The sequence below is a fragment of the Secundilactobacillus silagincola genome (genome assembly GCF_002583405.1).
GTDB classification, from domain to species: domain Bacteria; phylum Bacillota; class Bacilli; order Lactobacillales; family Lactobacillaceae; genus Secundilactobacillus; species Secundilactobacillus silagincola.
Genome location: NZ_BCMJ01000002.1, coordinates 398,794 through 419,551, shown reverse-complemented (window position 1 = coordinate 419,551; position 20,758 = coordinate 398,794). Strand labels below are relative to the sequence as shown.

Sequence of the window (20,758 nt, the reverse complement as noted above, 5' to 3'; positions counted from 1 at the left end):
TTTAGAAATTTAAGCCGTTTTCACGAGCTGCTTCAGCTAATGCTTCAACACGTCCGTGGTATAAGTAACCGCCACGATCGAAAACAACTTCGGAAATCTTTTTAGCAGCAGCACGTTCTGCAACAAGTTTACCAACTGCTTGGGCTTGTTCAGTCTTGTTACCTGCAGCTATTTCACTATCTAAAGTCGAGGCACTGACCAGCGTCACACCCGCTACGTCATCAATTACTTGAGCGTAGATGTTTTTGTTTGAACGGAAAACATTTAAGCGTGGGCGCTCTGCAGTACCAGAAATCTTGTTCCGGACACGCATATGACGCTTTTGACGTGTCTTGTTCTTATCTGGTTTCGAAATCAAAATAGTCACCTCTTTAAATTATTTGTAGAATGCTTATGCAGCATTATTTACCAGTTTTACCTTCTTTAAGGCTAATGTGTTCATTCTCGTAACGAATACCCTTACCTTTGTAAGGTTCTGGTGAACGAACGGCACGGATTTCAGCTGCGAAGTCACCGACTTCTTGCTTACTGATACCGCTGATGTTGATTGTGTTGTTATCAGGAACTTCAACCTTTAAAGTTGAAGGAACGTCGATTTCAACGGGGTTGGAATAACCAACACTTAAAATCAACTTACCCTTTAATTGGGCACGATAACCAACACCGACAAGCTTCAAGGTCTTAGCGAAGCCCTTAGTAACCCCTTCAACCATGTTGTTGAAGTTGGCACGAGTGGTTCCGTGTAAGGCACGGGTCTTGTTGTTGTTATCTGGACGATCGAAGTTAACTTCGCCATCAGAAACGGTCATGGTGATGATTGGTGAGAATGTACGAGTAATGGTACCCTTAGGACCTTTAACTGTAACATCGTTACCGTCGCGTTTTACGTCAACACCATCTGGAATAGTAACTGTCTTGTAACCAATACGACTCATTGAGTGGACACCTCCCTGCTTTTTAAAATATTACCAAACGTAGGCGAGTACTTCGCCACCGATTTTCTTTGCACGTGCTTCTTTATCAGTAACAACACCTTCAGATGTTGAGATGATTGCAATTCCTAATCCGTTAAGGACCTTAGGAACAGCATCAGATTTAACGTAGGTACGTAAACCTGGCTTTGAAATACGCTTCAAACCTGAAATGACGCGTTGCTTATCACGGCCGTACTTGAGGAATACACGGATGATACCTTGTTTGTTATCATCGATATATTCGACGTCGCGTACGAAACCTTCGCGCTTCAAAATTTCAGCAATGTCGCGCTTCATCTTTGATGCAGGAACTTCTAATGATTCGTGATATACCATGTTGGCATTACGGATCCGAGTTAAGAAGTCTGCAATTGGGTCAGTCATAGACATTAACGTTTATCCTCCTTTGTTATGAAATCTTACCAGCTAGCTTTCTTCATGCCAGGAATTTGACCCTTGTGGGCAAGTTCCCGTAAGCAAAGTCGGCATAAGTGGAATTTGCGATAAACTGAATGTGGACGACCACAACGTTCGCAACGTGTATAAGCTTGTGTCGAGTACTTAGCTGGACGCTGACTCTTAACAATTAATGATTTTTTAGCCACAATAATACCCTCCTTACTTAGTAAATGGCATGCCAAGCTGCGTTAACAACTCGCGTGATTCTTCATCTGTATTTGCAGTAGTGACAACAACAATGTCAAGACCACGAACACGGTTAACTTTATCATAATCGATTTCTGGGAAAATCAATTGTTCACGAACACCGAGCGTATAGTTACCACGACCATCAAAGGCGCGAGAACTGATACCATGGAAATCACGAACACGTGGTAATGAAACGTTAACTAACTTATCTAAGAAATCATACATCCGTTCGCCACGTAATGTAACTTTGGCACCGATAGCGTTGCCTTCACGTAAACGGAAACCGGCGATTGACTTCTTAGCTTTAGTAATCAAAGGCTTTTGACCTGCAATCAAGCCTAGTTCTTCAACTGCTTCATCCAAGTTTTTAGCGTTTGTAGTTGCATCACCAACACCCATGTTTAAGACGATCTTGTCCAACTTAGGTGCTTGCATGATTGAAGTGTAGTTAAACTTTTCAATCATTGATGGAACGATTTCTTTGTTGTACTTTTCTTGTAAACGATTAGCCATTAGTTAATTTGTCCTCCTTCCTTGATTATTTGTCGATGGTTTCGCCGCTCTTTTTAGCGAAGCGAACCTTCTTGCCGTCTTCTACGCGGAAACCAACACGGGTTGGTTCGTTGGTAGAAGGGTCAAGGAGCATCACGTTAGATACTTGAATTGGTGCTTCAGTATCAATGATGCCACCTTGAGGATTAGTTTGAGAAGCTTTTTGATGCTTCTTGATCATGTTGATACCTTCGACGATGACACGGTTTTGAGCATTAAGGGTCTTAGTAACAGTTCCTTCTTTACCCTTATCTTTACCGCTGATCACGCGAACTTTATCACCAGTTTTAATGAACATCCTGTTTGGCACCTCCTTATTTTCGAACGATTAGAGCACTTCTGGTGCAAGAGAAACAATCTTCATATAATCATTGTCACGTAGTTCACGCGCAACTGGTCCGAAAATACGAGTACCTTGTGGACTCTTGTCATCACGGATTAATACCGCAGCATTTTCATCAAATTTGATGTATGAGCCATCGGCACGGCGTACACGGGAAGTAGTACGAACGACAACTGCTTTAACAACGTCACCTTTTTTGACAACGCCACCTGGTGTTGCTTGTTTAACAGTTGCAACGATAACGTCACCAATACTTGCATAACGTCGCTTTGAACCACCCAGAACTTTAATAGTTAAAATTTCCCGGGCACCAGAGTTATCAGCGACTTTTAAACGAGATTCTTGTTGGATCACGTTAGTGTCCTCCTTTCACTTCTAAGTAAAACAGAATACGATAAATGTCGAAACTAGATAGTAACTGCCTTTTCAACAACTTTAAGAAGTCGGAAACGAACAGTCTTAGATAACGGACGTGTTTCCATGATTTCAACAAGGTCGCCCATCTTGGCTTCGTTGTTTTCATCACGAACTTTGTACTTTTTAGTGTACTTGATCCGCTTACCATATACTGGATGCATCTTGGTAGTTTCAACGGCTACTGTGATCGTCTTTTCCATCTTATCAGAAACGACACGGCCACGGTATGTCTTACGAGCGTTACGTTCTTCAGCCATTAATTATTCCTCCTTTATCGTATTCTTTACTTGTTTAACTCTTGTTGACGAAGCACAGTTTTAATCCGTGCAATATCCTTACGAACCTGCTTCAAACGAGCAGTATTTTCAAGTTGGCCAGTAGCCAATTGGAAACGAAGGTTGAATAATTCGTCTTTGTAGCTCTTTTCTTTTTCGAGCATTTCAGCAGTGGTTAATTCTTTAATATCTTTAGCCTTCATTTGATTCGCCACCTACTTCCTCGCGAGGGATGATCTTCGTACGAACTGGCAGTTTCATAGCTGCTAAGCGTAAAGCTTCATGTGCAACTTCTTCAGAAACGCCACCGACTTCGAACATCACCTTTTCACGTTTAACCGGTGCAACCCATCCTGCAGGAGCACCCTTACCATTACCCATACGAACACCAACACCCTTTTCGGTGTAGGATTTGTGAGGGAAAATCTTAATCCAAACTTTACCGCCACGCTTCATGTAACGCGTCATAGCAACACGGGCTGCTTCAATCTGACGGTTTGAGATCCAGCTTGAATCAAGTGCTTGTAAACCGTAATCACCGAAAGCAACTGACTTGCCGCCTTTAGCAGCGCCACGTAACTTACCACGATGTTCACGACGATGTTTTACTCGCTTAGGTACTAGCATTGTTATTTCCCTCCTTGCTCGTTATTTTTATTAGCATTAGGCTTGTCAGGCAAAATTTCGCCACGGTAGATCCAAGTCTTAACACCTAATGAACCATAAGTTGTGTGTGCTTCAACCCAGGCATAATCGATGTCTGCACGTAATGTATGCAGAGGAACGGTACCGTCTGAGTATGATTCAACACGAGACATATCTGCACCGTTTAAACGACCGGCAACTTGGGTCTTAATACCCTTGGCACCAGAACGCATAGTCCGTTGCATTGATTGACGCATAGCACGACGGAAAGCAACACGGCCTTCAAGTTGACGTGCAATGTTTTCACCAACTAATTTAGCATCCAAATCAGGTTTCTTGATTTCGATGATGTTGATGTGTACTCGTTTGCCAGTTAAGTTGTTTAATTCCTTACGGAGATTTTCAACTTCTGACCCACCCTTACCAATTACCATACCAGGTTTAGCAGTGTGAATTGAAACGTTAACGCGGTTAGCGGCACGTTCAATTTCTACTGTTGACACTGAGGCATCTGCAAGGCGTTTTTCGATATATTTACGGATTTTAAGGTCTTCGCCAAGGTAAGCAGCAAAATCTTTTTCAGCATACCATTTTGCTTCCCAGTCGCGAATAATGCCGACACGTAATCCGGTTGGATTTATCTTTTGACCCACGCGTTATCCCTCCTATTTTTCAGATACGACGATTGTAATGTGACTTGTCCGCTTGTTAATTGGTGAAGCAGAACCCTTGGCACGAGGACGGAACCGCTTAAGGGTTGGCCCTTCGTCAACAAAGGCTTCGCTGACTACCAAATCAGCACGGTCTAAGTCAAAATTATTTTCAGCATTTGCAACTGCTGACATTAACACTTTTTCAACGATTGGTGAGCCACCACGAGGGGTGAACTTCAAAATAGCAATCGCTTCAGCCACGCTTTTGCCTCTGATAAGATCAATGACAAGGCGGACCTTACGTGAGGCAATACGAACTGTTTTCGCAGTTGCCTTTGCTGATGTAACTTGTTCAGCCATTAGCTAATCCTCCTTATTATTTAGTAGTAGCAGTCTTCTTATCGTCGCCAGAGTGGCCACGGAAAGTACGAGTTGGTACAAATTCACCTAACTTATGACCAACCATGTCTTCTTGAATATATACTGGAACGTTCTTACGACCGTCATAAACAGCGATTGTGTAGCCGATAAAGCTAGGGAAAATCGTTGAACGACGTGACCAAGTCTTGATAACACTCTTCTTGTCTTGATCTTTTTGTGCATCGATCTTCTTCAGAAGATGTTCATCGGCGAATGGTCCCTTTTTTAAACTACGACCCATTAGATTACCCTCCTTACGAGTGAGATTACTTATGCAGTAAGTAGATTACTTTCTGCCTTTACGACGAATGATAAGCTTGTTTGAACGTGCTTTAGTAGAACGCGTCTTCTTACCAATAGTCTTCTTACCCCATGGTGATAATGGTGATGGACGACCGATTGGTGCTTTACCTTCACCACCACCATGAGGGTGATCGTTAGGGTTCATAACAGAACCACGAGATTGTGGTCGCTTGCCGACCCAACGGTTACGTCCAGCTTTGCCAACGTTGATCAATTCATGTTCTTCGTTACCAACAGTACCAATAGTGGCACGGTTAACAGCTAAGACCATCCGAACTTCGCCAGAAACTAAACGAATCATAGCGTACTTGCCTTCTTTACCAAGCAATTGTGCGCCTGCTCCGGCTGAACGAACTAATTGACCACCCTTACCAGGCTTCAATTCGATGTTGTGAATAGTTGTACCAACAGGGATGTTTTGTAATGGAAGTGCATTACCAACCTTGATATCTGCATCAGGACCTGATTGAACTTGATCGCCAACCTTAAGGCCTTTTGGTGCTAAGATATAAGATTTAGTTCCGTCAGTATAAACTAACAATGCAATGTTGGCTGTACGGTTTGGATCGTATTCGATTGCCTTAACCGTAGCAGTAACGTTGTCTTTTGTACGCTTAAAGTCGATGATACGGTATTGAGTCTTGTTACCGCCGCCACGATGACGAACCGTCTTCTTACCGCGGTTGTTACGGCCAGCAGTGTGACTCTTTGATTCTAGTAATGACTTTTCAGGCTTTGACTTCGTGATAACTTGACTGTAGTCAAGGCTAGTCATATTACGCCGACCATTACTGGTTGGTTTGTATACTTTAATCGCCACGTTGATTCCCTCCTATATTAGTATTTGTTATTCTTCGCCGAATAACTTAATTTCTTCTGAATCTGCTGATAAAGTGACAACAGCCTTACGACGCTTCTTAGTGTAGCCTTCGTAACGACCTTGACGCTTTAACTTACCCTTAACGTTCATGATGTTAACTTTAACAACCTTAACGTCAAAGATTTCTTCAACAGCTTTTTTAACTTGAGTCTTCGTAGCACGTACGTCTACGTCGAATGTATAACGCTTGTCATCAAACAAAGCAGTAGATGCTTCTGTAATGACAGGACGCAAAATAATATCACGAGCTTCCATTATGCGAGCACCTCCTCGATCTGAGAAAGAGCAGCTTGAGTTAACACAAGTTTGTCATTATTGATGACATCCAATACGTTAATCCCCTTGGCATCAATAACTTGAACGTTAGCCAAGTTACGAGCTGCCAATTCTGCATTCTTGTTGTCTTCCTCAAGAACCACTAAAGTCTTTGTTGAAACGTTTAAACTAGATAATGATTTTGCGAATTCCTTAGTCTTGGGTTGATCAAAGTTGAATGCATCAACAACAACTAACGAACCGTCAGCAACCTTCTGTGAAAGTACTGACTTCAATGCCAAACGCGTAACCTTCTTTGGAAGATGGTAAGCGTATGAACGAGGTGTTGGGCCAAAGACAGTTCCACCGCCAACCCATTGTGGTGAACGGGTAGAACCTTGACGAGCACGGCCAGTACCCTTTTGACGCCATGGCTTCTTACCACCACCACGAACAGCACTACGGTTCTTAACCGCATGAGTTCCTTGGCGTTGTGAAGCACGTTGCATCAAAACAGTATCAAACACGACGTTTTCGTTTGGTTCGATGCCGAAGATAGTGTCGTTTAAAGTAACGTCACCATTTTGGCTACCGTCTTGCTTAAATAATGTAACACTAGTCATTTACGTTTCCTCCTTTCTTATTTCTTAGGTGCGCGAACGGCACTCTTGATTTCGATGAATGACTTGTTGGCGCCAGGTACGTTACCCTTGATCAACAAGACGTTGTTTTCAACATCGGCACGAACGATCTTTAAGTTTTGGATTGTCCGAGTGTTGTTACCCATCCGGCCAGGTAATTTCATGCCTTTGAAGACACGGTTGATAATAGCACCTAATGAACCTGGACGACGGTGATAACGAGAACCATGGGTTTCAGGTCCACGTGATTGGCCATCCTTGTGGACGTTACCTTGATAACCGTGACCCTTTGTTGTACCGGTGACATCAACGTATTCGCCAGCATCAAAGATGTCTGCCTTAACTTCGTCTGCTACCTTGTAATCTCCTAGCTCAACATCTCTGATTTCATGAATGAAGCGCTTAGGAGTCGTGTTTGCTTTTGCTACATGACCTTTTTCGGGCTTGTTGCTCAAAACATCGCGTTTGTCTTCGTAGCCTAATTGAATTGCATCGTAACCATCGTTTTCAACTGTCTTAACTTGTAATACAACGTTAGGAGTAGTTTCAACAACAGTGACTGGGATCAATTCGCCATTATCAGTGAAGACTTGCGTCATCCCTACTTTTTTACCTAAGATTCCTTTTCTGGTCATGAGTACACCTCCGATATAATGTAATTTTTTTGTTCTGAATCTAAATTATAATTTGATTTCGATATCCACACCTGAAGGCAAGTCTAACTTCATTAATGAGTCGACCGTCTTTGGTGTTGGGTTAACAATATCGATTAACCGTTTGTGAGTGCGCATTTCGAATTGTTCACGCGACTTCTTAAACTTATGTGGTGAACGAAGCACCGTGTAAACTGTCCGGTCTGTTGGTAATGGAATAGGACCAGAAATTTCAGCACCTGTACGCTTTGCAGTTTCAACAATCTTCTCTGCAGATTGGTCAAGAATGCGGTGCTCGTAAGCCTTCAAACGGATACGAATTTTTTGTTTTGCCATTGGATTCCCTCCTTACGTCTATTTTCAAAATAAGACTAACTCCGTGAAAATTACCGTCACACCCCGTGGCAAAGCGGCCGGGTGTGCCGCAACCTTTCACATCATCGCTTTGCTATGCTAATCCAGGGCACACTTGCTCCCCGAAATACAGCACCTATATATAATACTAAATAAATAGCGGTTTGACAAGGATTATTGAGATGTTTTTGAAATTGATGTTAAATCCGTTAAATTTTTTTGTATAAAATTATCTTTTCCTGTTTCTTCTATAGTATATGTATGAAAAAAGACGCCGCAAAATTGCAACGTCTTTTTTGAAGAAATTAATCTTCGGCAGGAGTCCCGCCGTTCTTTTTGATAATTTCTGCTTGAATTGACTTTGGTACGGCTTCGTAGTGATCAAAGGTCATCGTGAAAGTACCACGACCTTGTGATGCTGAACGAAGAGTAGTAGCATAGCCGAACATTTCAGCCAGTGGCACGTACGAATGAATCATTTGTGCGTTACCACGTGCTTCCATACCGTCCACACGACCACGACGTGCAGTAACTTGGCCCATGATGTCACCCATGTATTCTTCAGGGACAACAATGTCAACCTTCATGATTGGTTCCAAGATAACTGGATCAGCCGTCTTAGCAGCGTTACGTAAAGCCATTGAAGCGGCAACCTTAAAGGCAGCTTCACTAGAATCGACTTCATGATAACTACCATCGTATAACTTGGCCTTCAAGTCAATCAATGGGTAACCGGCAAGAACACCGTTTTGCATTGATTCCTTGATACCTTGTTCAACTGATGGGATGTATTCACGAGGAACAACACCACCAACAATGGCATCTTCGAATTCGAATCCTTTACCCTCTTCATTAGGGGTGAATTCAACCCAAACATCACCATATTGACCTTTACCACCAGATTGACGAACAAACTTACCTTGTGCAGAAGTTTGCTTAGTGAAGGCTTCACGATAAGAAACTTGAGGTGCACCAACGGTAGCTTCAACCTTGAATTCACGTCTCATACGATCGATGATGATATCCAAGTGAAGTTCACCCATCCCAGCAATCAAAGTTTCACCAGTTTCAGGGTTAGTTTCAGCCTTGAATGTAGGATCTTCTTCAGAAAGCTTTTGCAGAGCGTTGTTCATCTTATCTTGGTCAGCCTTAGTCTTAGGTTCAACGGCAACCTGAATAACTGGGTCAGGGAATTCCATTGATTCCAAGTGTAATGGGTGATCAACATCAGTCAAAGAGTCACCGGTAGTGGTGTTCTTCAAACCGATAGCGGCAGCGATATCGCCAGAGAAGACTTCTGGGATTTCTTGACGGTGATTTGAATGCATTTGCAGCAAACGACCGACACGTTCACGCTTGTCCTTAGTTGCGTTCAAAACATATGAACCAGATTCCAAGGTACCTTGGTAAACCCGGATAAATGTCAAACGACCAACGTAAGGGTCAGTAGCGATCTTAAATGCTAAAGCAGCAAAGCTAGCGTCATCGTTAGCCTTCAGTTCAACTTGTTCACCAGTGTCTGGGTTAGTAGCGTTGTAAGGCTTAACATCCAATGGTGAAGGTAAGTAGTCCACTGTGGCATCCATTAACATTTGAACACCCTTGTTCTTGAATGCTGAACCAGCAAGTACTGGGAACAATTCAAGGTTCAAGGTTGCTTTACGGATAGCAGCTTTTAATTCGGCAACAGGAATATCAACACCATCAAGGTATTTTTCCATAATGTCGTCATCAACGTCGGCGATTTCTTCAATCATCTTTTCACGACGTTTAGCAGCTTCTTCTTTGTAGTCATCAGGAATTTCAACAGTATCCCATTCTGAACCAAGTTCGTCTTCGTCGTAGATATCGGCTTTCATATCAAGCAAGTCGATAACACCTTGGAAGTTGTCTTCAGCACCAATAGGCATTTGAACAGCTAAGGCGTTAGCTTGAAGACGATCTTTGATGGTTTGTACTGAGAAGTCAAAGTCAGCACCGATTTTATCCATCTTGTTAACGAACACGATACGGGGAACATCATAGTCGGAAGCTTGACGCCAAACAGTTTCAGTTTGGGGTTCAACACCGGCTTGGGCATCCAAGACCGCAATGGCACCATCAAGCACACGAAGTGAACGTTCAACTTCAACAGTGAAGTCCACGTGTCCTGGGGTATCGATGATGTTAATACGGTGACCCTTCCATTCAGCAGTAGTGGCTGCAGAAGTGATCGTGATACCACGTTCTTGTTCTTGTTCCATCCAGTCCATTTGTGAAGCACCATCATGGGTTTCACCAATCTTATGGATTTTACCAGTATAGTACAGGATCCGTTCAGTGGTGGTAGTCTTACCAGCATCGATATGAGCCATGATCCCGATGTTACGGGTCTTTTCTAGTGGAAAAGCTCGTGTATTAGCCATGTTAAATCTGTAACTCCTCTCAAGATTGTTCACATTTATAAAAAGGATGGCTAAATTAAAAAATAATTATAGCCATCCCAACAATTTTCACTATCAACATTTAGCTAGCTTGCGCGTAGCCCACCGAAGTGGTGCTGACAGCAAACAAATTTGCAAATTACCAACGGTAGTGAGCAAATGCACGGTTGGCGTCGGCCATTTTATGCGTATCTTCACGCTTTTTAACAGATGCACCAGTGTTATTGGCAGCATCCATAATTTCGCGAGCTAACCGTTCAGTCATCGTGTGTTCGCCACGAGAACGTGAATAGTTAACGATCCAACGAAGACCTAATGTTGACCGACGTTCTGGACGAACTTCGATCGGAACTTGGTAGTTAGAACCACCGACACGGCGAGCCTTAACTTCCAAGACCGGCATAACATTCTTCATAGCTTCGTCGAATACTTCAACGGGGTCGTTGCCAGTTTCTTTCTTAATTAAATCAAATGCACCATACAGAATTTGTGATGCAGTGCCTCGCTTACCATCTAACATCAAGTGGTTGATCAAACGGGTAACCATCTTTGAGTTGTAGATTGGGTCAGGAAGGACTTCACGTTTTTGAACGTTTCCTTTTCTTGGCATTACTTATATCCTCCTTGTTGGAACTTAGTGTTTAGGTTTTTATTCCTTAGGCTTCTTAGTACCGTATTTAGAACGTGATTGACGACGATCTTCAACACCGGCAGTATCCAAAGCACCACGGATGACGTGATAACGTACACCAGGTAAATCCTTAACACGGCCACCACGAATCAAAACAACACTATGTTCCTGAAGGTTATGACCGATACCAGGAATGTATGCTGTCACTTCGATTAAGTTAGACAAACGAACACGCGCGTACTTCCGCAAAGCTGAGTTAGGCTTCTTTGGAGTCATGGTACCAACACGAGTTGCAACGCCACGTTTTTGTGGTGCTGGGTTGTTCACTTGCTTCTTCTTGAAACTGTTATACCCGTAGTTTAAAGCTGGGGCATTTGATTTAGAACTTCTAGATTTACGACCTTTACGAACCAATTGGTTGATTGTAGGCATCTAAGAGTCCTCCTTCCTTAGTCTAGTTATTTTAAGTCCACACATCCAGGTGATTCATTTTTGGGCAAAAATAAAAGCGGATGTTGATCCTTTATCGTGCCATGTTTTCCGTCAGCATGTCTGCAAAGCAGAAACCGGTCTACAAAAAGCACCTTTAAAAGAATACCACGCTTCGTCGTTTAATGTCAACGCAAACTGTCAAACATCCGCAAAAACTCGCCTTTTTCTTAAAATGATTCCCGTATTCAAATCCGTAATTAACTCTGAGGTGATGAAATGTTATTGTTTCAAGCAATTTTGGGTGCCATCCTAGGTTCATTTCTATTTGCCAGCTATTCTCGGAAACAGACTGGCGCTAATATTTACCGGCCAGCCCGTTCTTACTGCGATCACTGTGCTGAAACGATTGCCTGGTACGACTTAGTGCCGATTATTTCCTATTTAGTCCTACGCGGTCGCTGCCGTTGGTGCGGTTTTAAAATTCCGCGAGCGTCACTTTACTGCGAAATCTTTTTCGGCAGTCTTCTGCTGTGCTGGCAACCCACTTTTTTGCGAACCGGCTACGTGATCATCGGAGGCCTACTATTCTTCATGGCTGTTAGCGATGCGCGTCATTTTAATTATCCCGCAACTTATGGTTACTGGTTAATGCTGTGCACGGCTACAGTATACACCCTATTTCGACCGCACCATTTCATTTTTATCTTCATTTTTATTTGTTGGTTAATCCTACAAGTTTATGAGCCAAAATTAGTTTGGCTGGGCTCTGGCGATTTGGATATTTTTCTCTGTTTGGTGGTGTTGCTTGGTCTAACTCCTTTTGCGTGGTTACTATTACTAAGCAGTTTTTTGGCGCTAATTGCCGGACAGTTATTGAAACAGCACCGCTTGCCTTTTATACCGTTTATTGCGGTGGGATATCTAGTGGTTCTTTTCTTCATTTGATAGATGGCATTGGTAATGCAGTATCTTTTATCTTCTTAATTGGAACACTAGCCAACCCTATTCTTACAATACCTTTCTCCTAGTTTAATCATGCCAAATAACCCAGATTCCGGTCATATCACAAAAAGCCCCGCTCCGACAAGGTACATCGGAACGGGGCTTCATTTGTTACATTCTGGAATCTACCGAGTTTTTCGGCACACTCTCCAAATTACTTAGCTTCTTCTTCCTTCATCCGGCGTTCCAACTCATTGATTGAGTAGACACCATCAGTTGAAGATCCGCCAACTTCCTTTGGCTTGATCTTACGGTAATCAGGCATCCCAGTACCAGCTGGAATGATCTTACCAATAATAACGTTCTCTTTAAGACCGACCAATGGATCGTTCTTACCGCGGATAGCAGCATCGGTCAATACTCGAGTTGTTTCCTGGAATGACGCAGCTGACAAGAAACTATTAGTTTCAAGGGCAGCCTTAGTAATCCCAAGGATAACTGGACGAGCAGTAGCTGGTGTGCCACCGGCGATTAACGTCTTGTAGTTATGATCACGGAAGTCATCGATATCCATCAAGGTACCAGGTAAGACATCAGTGTCACCTGGATCCATGATACGTACCTTACGAAGCATTTGACGAACCATGATCTCAACGTGCTTATCCAAGACAGCCACACCTTGCATCCGGTAAGTCTTTTGAACTTCACTCAGCAAGTAGTTTTCAGTAGAAAGAACATCACGAACTCGAATCAATTCCTTAGGATCAACTGACCCTTCGTTAAGTGCAGCACCACGGTGCACGAAGTCGCCTTCGGTCACCTTCAGTTGAGCTGTAATTGGAAGTGTGTAACTTCTCGTATCAGCTTCACCTTTAATAGTGATTTCCTTAGTCCGTTCTGCTGGGTTTTCTTCGATAGATTCAACCGTACCAGTAACTTCTGTAATCTCAGCTTTACCTTTAGGATTCCGAGATTCGAAGATTTCTTGAACACGAGGAAGCCCTTGAGTAATATCTTCGTTTCCGGCAACACCACCGGTATGGAAGTTACGCATCGTTAATTGAGTACCAGGTTCACCGATTGATTGAGCAGCAACAGTACCAACTGCTTCACCAACTTCAACTTGGTCACCAGTAGCCATGTTACGACCGTAGCAGCGTTCGCAAACCCCGTGAGAGGTGTTGCAAGTGAAGACGGAACGAATAGTAACTGATTCAATGCCAGCATCAATGATCCGTTGAGCAGTAGCTTCATCGATCATCTTGTTAGCACCGATGATGACTTCGCCAGTCTTAGGATCATTAACAGTCTTCATGGTATAACGACCTAACATCCGATCGTACAATGGTTCGATCATTTCGTTACCATTCTTGATGGCACGAATAGTCAAACCACGATCAGTGCCACAGTCTTCTTCACGAACGATAACGTCTTGAGCAACATCAACCAAACGACGGGTTAAGTAACCTGAGTTGGCAGTCTTCAAGGCAGTATCGGTCATCCCTTTACGGGCACCATGGGTAGAAATAAACATTTCCAAAACAGATAGGCCTTCACGGAAGTTTGCGGTAATAGGCAATTCCATGATTTCACCGTTAGGAGCGGCCATCAAGCCACGCATCCCGGCAAGTTGCGTAAAGTTAGAAATGTTACCACGGGCACCAGAGTCACTCATCATGAAAATTGGGTTTTGTGGATCGAAGTTATGGATCAGCTTGTCTTGCAAGGTATCCTTAGCATCGTTCCAAACACCAATAACACGTTCGTAACGTTCGTGATCGGTAATCAAACCACGACGGAATTGTTTAGTGATCGTTGCCACTTGTTTGTGGGCATCTTCAATAATTTGTGGCTTATCAGGAACTTCGGTAACGTCAACGATTCCGACAGTCAAGCCAGATTGAGTTGATTCGTCATAACCTAAGTCCTTCATCCGGTCAAGCAAGAGTGACGTTTCAGTCACTTTGTATTGCTTGTAGACTTCGGCAATAATGTCACTCAGGAAACCTTTGTTGAATGGCTTAACCACTTCAGCATTCTTCAGATAATCATGAATATCTTCACCCTTATCCAAGAAGTACTTGTCTGGTACGTAACCGTTCAAGTTGGTATCCGTTGGTTCATTCAAGTATGGGAATGACTGTGGCAAAATACCGTTGAAGATCAGTTTACCAACACTAGTAACCATGATCTTGCTCTTTTGTTCGTCAGTGAATGGCTTGCCCTTCAAAGAACTGGTTTGAATACCAACACGTGAGTGCCAGTGAACTAACCCGTTACGGTATGCGAGTACCGCTTCGTTAGCATCTTTAAAGATCATGCCTTCGCCTTCACGACCGGCTTCTTCCAAAGTCAGGTAGTAGTTACCAATAACCATATCTTGAGAAGGCGTTACAACTGGCTTCCCATCTTTAGGTGCCAGAATATGGTGAGCAGCAAGCATCAGCAAACGAGCTTCAGCTTGGGCTTCATCAGATAAAGGTACGTGAATGGCCATTTGGTCACCATCGAAATCGGCGTTGTAAGCTTCACAGGCCAATGGGTGTAAACGCATTGACTTACCACTTACCAACACTGGTTCGAAGGCTTGAATACCCAAACGGTGAAGCGTAGGTGCCCGGTTCAGTAGAACTGGGTGTTCTTTAATGACGTCTTCAAGAACACTGTAAACATCTTCGTCTTCACGGTCGATCTTACGCTTAGCGTTCTTAATGTTGGAAGCTAACCCGCGGCTAACTAATTCCTTCATGATGAACGGCTTGAAGAGTTCCATTGCCATTGGCACTGGCAGGCCCATTTGGTTCATCCGTAATGAAGGACCCACATCAATAACAGAACGGCCTGAGTAGTCAACACGCTTACCCAGTAAGTTTTGACGGAAACGTCCTTGCTTCCCTTTCAACATGTGTGAAAGAGACTTCAATGGCCGGTTACCTGGACCAGCAACTGGACGGCCACGACGACCGTTATCGATCAACGCATCAACGGCTTCTTGAAGCATCCGCTTTTCGTTTTGAACGATGATACCAGGTGCATGAAGGTCTAACAAACGCTTGAGACGATTGTTACGGTTGATAACTCGACGGTACAAATCGTTCAAGTCAGAAGTGGCGAAACGGCCACCTTCCAATTGAACCATTGGCCGTAAGTCAGGTGGAATAACGGGAATGGTATCCATTACCATCCATTCCGGCTTGTTACCAGAAGTAACGAAGGCTTCCAAAATGTCCAAACGACGAACGGCACGCGTCCGCTTTTGGCCAGTAGCTTCCTTCAAGGCTTCCTTTAATTCAGTAACTTCCTTAGTTAAATCAACATCGCGGAGTAACTTCTTAATGGCTTCAGCACCCATTTCGGCAGTGAATCCATTACCGTACTCAGCCTTCTTTTCACGATATTCACGTTCAGAAAGCAACTGCTTCTTTTCAAGTGGTGTGTTACCTGGTTCAAGCACAACGTATGAAGCGAAGTAGATAATCTCTTCAAGTGAGCGTGGACTCATGTCCAGCACGAGACCCATCCGGCTTGGGATACCCTTGAAATACCAGATATGAGTAACTGGTGCAGCTAATTCAATGTGTCCCATACGTTCACGACGAACTTTAGAACGGGTAACTTCAACACCACAACGGTCACAAACAACACCCTTGTAACGAATCCGCTTGTACTTACCACAAGCACATTCCCAATCTTTGGTTGGGCCAAAGATACGTTCATCGAATAGTCCGTCTTTTTCTGGCTTTAGAGTTCGGTAGTTGATGGTTTCTGGCTTCTTAACTTCACCATATGACCAGCTCCGAATCTTGTCAGGCGATGCAAGTCCAATTTGCATGCTTTCGAACTTATTGACATCGACCAATGGATCGACCTCCCTTTAATTAATCTTTAGCGTTAGTGTCAGCTTCATCTTTGCTAGCTGCTTGAGCTTCTTTAGCCTCAGTAGCCTTCTTTTGTTCTTCTTGTTGCTGTGCGAACTTACTCAAAGCGTCAACGTTCACAACGTCGTCATCTTCGTCGTCCATATCGCGCAGTTCGATTTCTTTGTTATCAGAACCCAGAACCTTCATGTCCAGACCCAGTGATTGTAATTCCTTAACCAACACACGGAAGGATTCAGGAACACCTGGCTTAGGAATTGGTTCACCCTTAACAATGGCTTCGTAAGTCTTAACACGACCAACAACGTCATCTGACTTGTAAGTCAAGATTTCTTGCAGAGTGTAAGCAGCACCATAAGCTTCAAGTGCCCAAACTTCCATTTCACCAAAACGTTGGCCACCAAATTGTGCTTTACCACCAAGTGGTTGTTGGGTAACTAATGAGTAAGGTCCGATTGAACGAGCATGGATCTTATCGTCAACCATGTGGGCCAGTTTCATGTAGTGCATGACACCAACGGCAACACGCTTGTCAAATGGTTCACCGGTCCGACCATCATACAAAACAGTCTTGGCATCATCAGCCATACCGGCTTCCTTAACAGCAGACCAGATATCTTCATCTCGTGCACCATCAAAGACAGGGGTTGAAATGTGAATGCCGAGTTTACGAGCAGCCATCCCTAAGTGAATTTCGAGCACTTGCCCGATGTTCATACGGGAAGGCACACCCATTGGACTCAACATGATATCGATTGGGGTACCATCTGGCATATATGGCATATCTTCTTGAGGGATAACAACGGAAACAGTCCCCTTGTTACCATGACGGCCGGCCATCTTGTCACCCACTTGCAGCTTACGCTTTTGAGCGATGTAGACACGAACCATCTTGTTAACGCCTGGAGATAATTCATCACCGTTTTCACGAGTGAAGATCCGGACGTTTTGGATGATACCGCCGCCACCATGAGGCACCTTAAGTGAAGTATCACGAACTTCACGGGCCTTTTCACCAAAGATAGCGTGAAGTAAACGTTCCTCAGCTGATAGTTCAGTGACACCCTTAGGCGTTACTTTACCAACTAGAATGTCACCATCATGAACTTCGGCACCAATACGGATAATACCTTCTTCGTCAAGGTTCTTAAGTGCATCTTCCCCAACGTTAGGAATTTCACGAGTGATTTCTTCAGGTCCAAGTTTAGTATCACGTGCTTCTGATTCGTATTCTTCAATATGAATAGAAGTGTAGACATCGTCAGTAACCAAACGTTCGCTAATGGCGATGGCATCTTCGAAGTTATAACCTTGCCAAGTCATGAAGGCAACTAATGGGTTTTGGCCTAATGCCAATTCGCCATCTTCCATTGATGGTCCGTCAGCGATTACTTCGTCAGGATCAACTTTGTCGCCAACCTTAACGATTGGACGTTGGTTGTAGTTCTTACCACCGTTAGAACGTTGAAACTTCATTAACTTGTAAGTGTCTAATGCACCGTCTTCGCGACGAACACGAATTTCACGGGCATCAACATATTCAACTGTCCCAGGTTGCTTGCAAAGTAAGGCAACACCAGAGTCATGGGCAGCTTTATATTCAATACCAGTACCAATCAATGGTGAGTGAGGATCAAGCAAAGGAACGGCCTGACGCATCATGTTAGCACCCATCAAAGCACGGTTAGAGTCATCGTTTTCCAAGAAAGGAATGCAGGCCGTAGCGACCGAGACAACTTGCTTAGGTGAAACGTCCATGTAATCGACGTTTTCGATACTAGTTTCAATGTTTTCTGATTTTGCACGGGCCATAACCACATCGTTAACGAATGAACCGTCATCGTTTAATGGTGAGTTAGCTTGTGCAACAACGTAATTATCTTCTTCATCGGCAGTCAGGTAATCGATCTTATCGGTAACCTTATGAGTCGTCCATGAAACACGACGGTATGGCGTTTCAATAAAGCCATACTTGTTGATCCGAGCATAACTGGAAAGACTGTTGATCAAACCAATGTTAGGACCTTCAGGAGTTTCAATTGGGCACATCCGGCCGTAATGAGTATAGTGAACGTCACGGACTTCATAACCGGCACGGTCACGAGTCAAACCACCAGGTCCAAGGGCTGAAAGACGGCGCTTATGCGTTAATTCACCCAATGGGTTGGTTTGGTCCATGAATTGTGACAGTTGTGATGAACCGAAGAATTCTTTGATTGAAGCAACAACTGGTCGAATGTTGATCAATTGTTGTGGTGTCACAGTCGTGGCATCTTGAATTGACATCCGTTCACGCACAACACGTTCCATCCGGGATAAACCAATCCGGAATTGGTTCTGCAGTAATTCACCAACAGAACGAATCCGACGGTTACCCAAGTGATCGATATCATCGGTGTTGCCAATACCATCTTGTAAATCAAAGAAGTAGTTAACAGCAGCCAAAATATCAGCAGGCGTAATGTGTTTGTACTTCAAATCGATGTGACCATTACCAATCACTGGAATAGCACGTTCTGGATCGTCAGGTGATTGCACCATGATGGTCTGCAACGTTACTGGTTCAGTGACAACCGCTTCGTCTGAAGGCGTGTAAGTTACCGTCTTAAAGTCTTCACGGTCAAGGTAAGGAGTCAAGTTCTTCAACAGATCTTTATCGATCAAGTCGCCCTTAGAAGCCAACACTTCACCAGTATCTGGATCAGCTAAGGTTTCAGCTAAAGTCAAACCAAGTAGACGGTTCTTCAAAACCAACTTCTTGTTTGTCTTGTAACGACCAACAGGCGCCATATCATAACGCTTTGGATCGAAGAAACGAGCTGTCAATAAGCTCCGTGATGAGTCGGCAGTCTTAGGTTCACCTGGACGTAGACGTTCGTAGATGTCCTTTAAGGCTTCTTCAACACGAGAATCTTCGCTGTTTTTGTGAACATCCTTTTCCAAAGTTGCAGAAAGACTGTCGTTATCACCATACATCTTGATGATTTCGTCATCTGAACCGAAGCCTAAAGCCCGAACTAATTCGGTCATTGGGATCTTACGAGTCCGATCGATCCGAACATAAGATAAGCCCTTAGCATCAGTTTCAAATTCCAGCCATGCACCCCGGTTAGGAATGACAGTGGCACCGTATACAGTACGGCCGTTCTTGTCAGTATCTTTTGTATAATAAACGCCAGGGGAACGGACTAATTGAGAAACGATAACCCGTTCGGCACCGTTAATAATAAACGTCCCTTGTTCTGTCATCAGTGGAAAATCGCCGAAGAAAACATCTTGGGATTTAATTTCGCCAGTCTCATGATTGGTTAACCGTAAAGTGACATGTAATGGTGCCGAGAAGTTGGCATCGTGCTCTCTTGCTTCGTCAACGGTATATTTTGGTTCCAGTAATTGGTAATCAACGAACTCCAATGAAAGATTGCCTTGGAAGTCTTCGATAGGCATAATGTCATCGAACATATCCTTAAGGCCTTCATCTAGAAACCACTGGTACGAATTCTTTTGGATCTCAATCAAGTTAGGAAGATCCAAAACTTCCTTAATTCGTGCGTAGCTTCGTCGGGTCCGGTGCTTGCCATATTTAACCAAGTGTCCTGCCAAGTTGTTCACCTCTCCATTTTATTCAGCGGACTGAACCAAATATTACAGTTTGATTACATTTCAAATGAAAACGTATTCTCACCGGTTTTTTGGCAAAAAAAATCCAAAAATAAGAAATCAACTTCTTACTTTTGGTTTTTATGAGAACCGTTACGGACAATATATCGCAACGATTCATTTCAGTTCACAGTTACATACTGCAGATAGTATACCTGCTACTGATTCAGTTGTCAACTGGTTATGCCTGCTCAGACACCAAACCATGTAAAATGAAATCTAACAGCAATCGAATGTGTTCTTCTGTCGTCATGTTGGCGCCACCGATTCGATGAAACTTGCTGAACAGCGGGCTCAAACTGGTAATGTAAAACTGGGCGGCTTCGGTTGGCTCGATACTCTGACGTAGGTTAACATCTTCGCTCTTAAAATAGTTTTCAATGGGGGTCACGTAATCCGTTTGAAAAATCGTTCCCAGCTGCTGCATATTTTCTGGTTTAAGATCCGCAAAGCTGGAATGGATCACCGTAAAGATATCTCGAGGATGCTTGTCAGTCAGTACCTGCGTAATCTGAATTAATCGCTCATCAGCTGGCACTGCAGTCCCCTGCTGATTAATTGCATCAATGCCCGATTTAATCTCCAGACCAACCGTTTTGATCACCTGCAAAAAGAGCACGTCTTTGTCAGCAAAATGATGATAAAGTGCCGGCTGAGTAATCCCGACAATTTTCGCAATATCTCGCGTGGAAGTTCCTTGGTAACCACGAGACAAAAAGAGGCTTCGAGCAGCGTCTAAAATGGCCTGATGTGTTTTTGCTAATTGCACTTCTCTCTTC

Annotated in this window: 25 protein-coding genes; 1 reads left to right on the top strand and 24 read right to left on the bottom strand. The window is 43.6% G+C overall.

Annotated features, from left to right (window positions below; genetic code table 11):
* Position 1 precedes the first annotated feature (1 nt).
* The 21 genes from rplR to rpsL all read right to left on the bottom strand — a co-directional run bounded on the left by rplR (position 2) and on the right by rpsL (position 11,499).
* Entirely contained in the window at positions 2 to 367 is a 366-nt protein-coding gene (gene rplR / locus CES82_RS03845; protein WP_305792668.1) for a 50S ribosomal protein L18, read from the bottom strand.
* Positions 368 to 401: 34 nt separating this feature from the next.
* On the bottom strand, positions 402 to 935 hold the full coding sequence (rplF, locus tag CES82_RS03840) for a 50S ribosomal protein L6 (protein WP_098823988.1): 534 nt from the start codon (positions 933 to 935) through the stop codon (positions 402 to 404).
* Between the two features lie 30 nt (positions 936 to 965).
* Positions 966 to 1,364, bottom strand: a complete 399-nt coding sequence (gene rpsH, locus CES82_RS03835; RefSeq protein WP_089109055.1) for a 30S ribosomal protein S8 — start codon at positions 1,362 to 1,364, stop codon at positions 966 to 968.
* Between the two features lie 29 nt (positions 1,365 to 1,393).
* Positions 1,394 to 1,579: a type Z 30S ribosomal protein S14 gene (locus CES82_RS03830; protein ID WP_089109056.1), complete on the bottom strand. Its 186-nt coding sequence runs from the start codon at positions 1,577 to 1,579 to the stop codon at positions 1,394 to 1,396.
* A gap of 13 nt (positions 1,580 to 1,592) precedes the next feature.
* Positions 1,593 to 2,135 carry a 50S ribosomal protein L5 gene (gene rplE / locus CES82_RS03825; protein WP_098823987.1) on the bottom strand — a complete coding sequence of 181 codons (543 nt, stop codon included), beginning with the start codon at positions 2,133 to 2,135 and terminating at the stop codon, positions 1,593 to 1,595.
* A gap of 25 nt (positions 2,136 to 2,160) precedes the next feature.
* Entirely contained in the window at positions 2,161 to 2,472 is a 312-nt protein-coding gene (rplX, locus tag CES82_RS03820; protein ID WP_098823986.1) for a 50S ribosomal protein L24, read from the bottom strand.
* 30 nt (positions 2,473 to 2,502) lie between these two features.
* On the bottom strand, positions 2,503 to 2,871 hold the full coding sequence (rplN, locus tag CES82_RS03815; protein WP_054653945.1) for a 50S ribosomal protein L14: 369 nt from the start codon (positions 2,869 to 2,871) through the stop codon (positions 2,503 to 2,505).
* Between the two features lie 53 nt (positions 2,872 to 2,924).
* Complete coding sequence (rpsQ, locus tag CES82_RS03810) at positions 2,925 to 3,191, bottom strand: 30S ribosomal protein S17 (RefSeq protein WP_098823985.1); 267 nt, start codon at positions 3,189 to 3,191, stop codon at positions 2,925 to 2,927.
* Positions 3,192 to 3,217: 26 nt separating this feature from the next.
* Complete coding sequence (gene rpmC / locus CES82_RS03805; protein ID WP_054653941.1) at positions 3,218 to 3,412, bottom strand: 50S ribosomal protein L29; 195 nt, start codon at positions 3,410 to 3,412, stop codon at positions 3,218 to 3,220.
* Positions 3,402 to 3,836 (bottom strand): 50S ribosomal protein L16, encoded by a 435-nt coding sequence (rplP, locus tag CES82_RS03800; RefSeq protein WP_089088830.1) that lies wholly within the window; start codon positions 3,834 to 3,836, stop codon positions 3,402 to 3,404. The genes rpmC and rplP overlap by 11 nt, the downstream gene beginning before the upstream one ends.
* A 2-nt stretch (positions 3,837 to 3,838) precedes the next feature.
* On the bottom strand, positions 3,839 to 4,507 hold the full coding sequence (rpsC, locus tag CES82_RS03795; RefSeq protein WP_089109061.1) for a 30S ribosomal protein S3: 669 nt from the start codon (positions 4,505 to 4,507) through the stop codon (positions 3,839 to 3,841).
* Between the two features lie 12 nt (positions 4,508 to 4,519).
* A complete protein-coding gene (gene rplV / locus CES82_RS03790; RefSeq protein WP_089109062.1) occupies positions 4,520 to 4,867 on the bottom strand; it encodes a 50S ribosomal protein L22 in 348 nt (115 codons plus the stop codon).
* Between the two features lie 16 nt (positions 4,868 to 4,883).
* Positions 4,884 to 5,168: a 30S ribosomal protein S19 gene (gene rpsS / locus CES82_RS03785; RefSeq protein ID WP_098823984.1), complete on the bottom strand. Its 285-nt coding sequence runs from the start codon at positions 5,166 to 5,168 to the stop codon at positions 4,884 to 4,886.
* 45 nt (positions 5,169 to 5,213) lie between these two features.
* On the bottom strand, positions 5,214 to 6,050 hold the full coding sequence (rplB, locus tag CES82_RS03780; protein WP_098823983.1) for a 50S ribosomal protein L2: 837 nt from the start codon (positions 6,048 to 6,050) through the stop codon (positions 5,214 to 5,216).
* 27 nt (positions 6,051 to 6,077) lie between these two features.
* A complete protein-coding gene (gene rplW / locus CES82_RS03775) occupies positions 6,078 to 6,365 on the bottom strand; it encodes a 50S ribosomal protein L23 (RefSeq protein ID WP_098823982.1) in 288 nt (95 codons plus the stop codon).
* On the bottom strand, positions 6,365 to 6,988 hold the full coding sequence (gene rplD, locus CES82_RS03770; protein WP_098823981.1) for a 50S ribosomal protein L4: 624 nt from the start codon (positions 6,986 to 6,988) through the stop codon (positions 6,365 to 6,367). The genes rplW and rplD overlap by 1 nt, the downstream gene beginning before the upstream one ends.
* A 17-nt stretch (positions 6,989 to 7,005) precedes the next feature.
* The gene (gene rplC / locus CES82_RS03765) at positions 7,006 to 7,641 is read right to left on the bottom strand and encodes a 50S ribosomal protein L3 (RefSeq protein ID WP_098823980.1); all 636 of its coding nucleotides are present in this window, start codon (positions 7,639 to 7,641) and stop codon (positions 7,006 to 7,008) included.
* A gap of 45 nt (positions 7,642 to 7,686) precedes the next feature.
* Entirely contained in the window at positions 7,687 to 7,995 is a 309-nt protein-coding gene (gene rpsJ / locus CES82_RS03760; RefSeq protein ID WP_089088837.1) for a 30S ribosomal protein S10, read from the bottom strand.
* 323 nt (positions 7,996 to 8,318) lie between these two features.
* Positions 8,319 to 10,418, bottom strand: coding sequence for an elongation factor G (gene fusA / locus CES82_RS03755; protein WP_098823979.1), 2,100 nt, complete (start codon positions 10,416 to 10,418; stop codon positions 8,319 to 8,321).
* A gap of 157 nt (positions 10,419 to 10,575) precedes the next feature.
* Positions 10,576 to 11,046, bottom strand: a complete 471-nt coding sequence (gene rpsG, locus CES82_RS03750) for a 30S ribosomal protein S7 (RefSeq protein WP_089088839.1) — start codon at positions 11,044 to 11,046, stop codon at positions 10,576 to 10,578.
* A gap of 39 nt (positions 11,047 to 11,085) precedes the next feature.
* Complete coding sequence (gene rpsL / locus CES82_RS03745; RefSeq protein WP_098823978.1) at positions 11,086 to 11,499, bottom strand: 30S ribosomal protein S12; 414 nt, start codon at positions 11,497 to 11,499, stop codon at positions 11,086 to 11,088.
* Positions 11,500 to 11,775: 276 nt separating this feature from the next.
* On the opposite strand from rpsL, the gene CES82_RS03740 reads away from it, so the two are divergent.
* A complete protein-coding gene (locus CES82_RS03740; protein ID WP_098823977.1) occupies positions 11,776 to 12,444 on the top strand; it encodes a prepilin peptidase in 669 nt (222 codons plus the stop codon).
* A gap of 211 nt (positions 12,445 to 12,655) precedes the next feature.
* On the opposite strand, the gene rpoC is transcribed toward CES82_RS03740, so the two are convergent.
* The 3 genes from rpoC to CES82_RS03725 all read right to left on the bottom strand — a co-directional run bounded on the left by rpoC (position 12,656) and on the right by CES82_RS03725 (position 20,748).
* Positions 12,656 to 16,300, bottom strand: a complete 3,645-nt coding sequence (gene rpoC / locus CES82_RS03735; protein WP_098823976.1) for a DNA-directed RNA polymerase subunit beta' — start codon at positions 16,298 to 16,300, stop codon at positions 12,656 to 12,658.
* Between the two features lie 19 nt (positions 16,301 to 16,319).
* A complete protein-coding gene (rpoB, locus tag CES82_RS03730; protein WP_098823975.1) occupies positions 16,320 to 19,922 on the bottom strand; it encodes a DNA-directed RNA polymerase subunit beta in 3,603 nt (1,200 codons plus the stop codon).
* Between the two features lie 238 nt (positions 19,923 to 20,160).
* Positions 20,161 to 20,748, bottom strand: coding sequence for a TetR/AcrR family transcriptional regulator (locus CES82_RS03725; protein ID WP_225364834.1), 588 nt, complete (start codon positions 20,746 to 20,748; stop codon positions 20,161 to 20,163).
* Positions 20,749 to 20,758: the final 10 nt, after the last annotated feature.

What these genes read in the sequence shown, in the direction of transcription:
- rplD (WP_098823981.1), bottom strand. Translation starts at nt 6,988, where the DNA reads ATGACTAGTGTTACATTATTTAAGCAAGACGGTAGCCAAAATGGTGAC.
- rpsQ (WP_098823985.1), bottom strand. Translation starts at nt 3,191, where the DNA reads ATGGCTGAAGAACGTAACGCTCGTAAGACATACCGTGGCCGTGTCGTT.
- rpmC (WP_054653941.1), bottom strand. Translation starts at nt 3,412, where the DNA reads ATGAAGGCTAAAGATATTAAAGAATTAACCACTGCTGAAATGCTCGAA.
- fusA (WP_098823979.1), bottom strand. Translation starts at nt 10,418, where the DNA reads ATGGCTAATACACGAGCTTTTCCACTAGAAAAGACCCGTAACATCGGG.
- rpsL (WP_098823978.1), bottom strand. Translation starts at nt 11,499, where the DNA reads ATGCCTACAATCAACCAATTGGTTCGTAAAGGTCGTAAATCTAGAAGT.
- rplE (WP_098823987.1), bottom strand. Translation starts at nt 2,135, where the DNA reads ATGGCTAATCGTTTACAAGAAAAGTACAACAAAGAAATCGTTCCATCA.
- CES82_RS03740 (WP_098823977.1), top strand. Translation starts at nt 11,776, where the DNA reads ATGTTATTGTTTCAAGCAATTTTGGGTGCCATCCTAGGTTCATTTCTA.
- rplF (WP_098823988.1), bottom strand. Translation starts at nt 935, where the DNA reads ATGAGTCGTATTGGTTACAAGACAGTTACTATTCCAGATGGTGTTGAC.
- rplV (WP_089109062.1), bottom strand. Translation starts at nt 4,867, where the DNA reads ATGGCTGAACAAGTTACATCAGCAAAGGCAACTGCGAAAACAGTTCGT.
- rpsH (WP_089109055.1), bottom strand. Translation starts at nt 1,364, where the DNA reads ATGTCTATGACTGACCCAATTGCAGACTTCTTAACTCGGATCCGTAAT.
- rpsS (WP_098823984.1), bottom strand. Translation starts at nt 5,168, where the DNA reads ATGGGTCGTAGTTTAAAAAAGGGACCATTCGCCGATGAACATCTTCTG.
- rplP (WP_089088830.1), bottom strand. Translation starts at nt 3,836, where the DNA reads ATGCTAGTACCTAAGCGAGTAAAACATCGTCGTGAACATCGTGGTAAG.
- rplX (WP_098823986.1), bottom strand. Translation starts at nt 2,472, where the DNA reads ATGTTCATTAAAACTGGTGATAAAGTTCGCGTGATCAGCGGTAAAGAT.
- rplW (WP_098823982.1), bottom strand. Translation starts at nt 6,365, where the DNA reads ATGGAAGCTCGTGATATTATTTTGCGTCCTGTCATTACAGAAGCATCT.
- rplC (WP_098823980.1), bottom strand. Translation starts at nt 7,641, where the DNA reads ATGACCAGAAAAGGAATCTTAGGTAAAAAAGTAGGGATGACGCAAGTC.
- rpsG (WP_089088839.1), bottom strand. Translation starts at nt 11,046, where the DNA reads ATGCCAAGAAAAGGAAACGTTCAAAAACGTGAAGTCCTTCCTGACCCA.
- rpsJ (WP_089088837.1), bottom strand. Translation starts at nt 7,995, where the DNA reads ATGGCAAAACAAAAAATTCGTATCCGTTTGAAGGCTTACGAGCACCGC.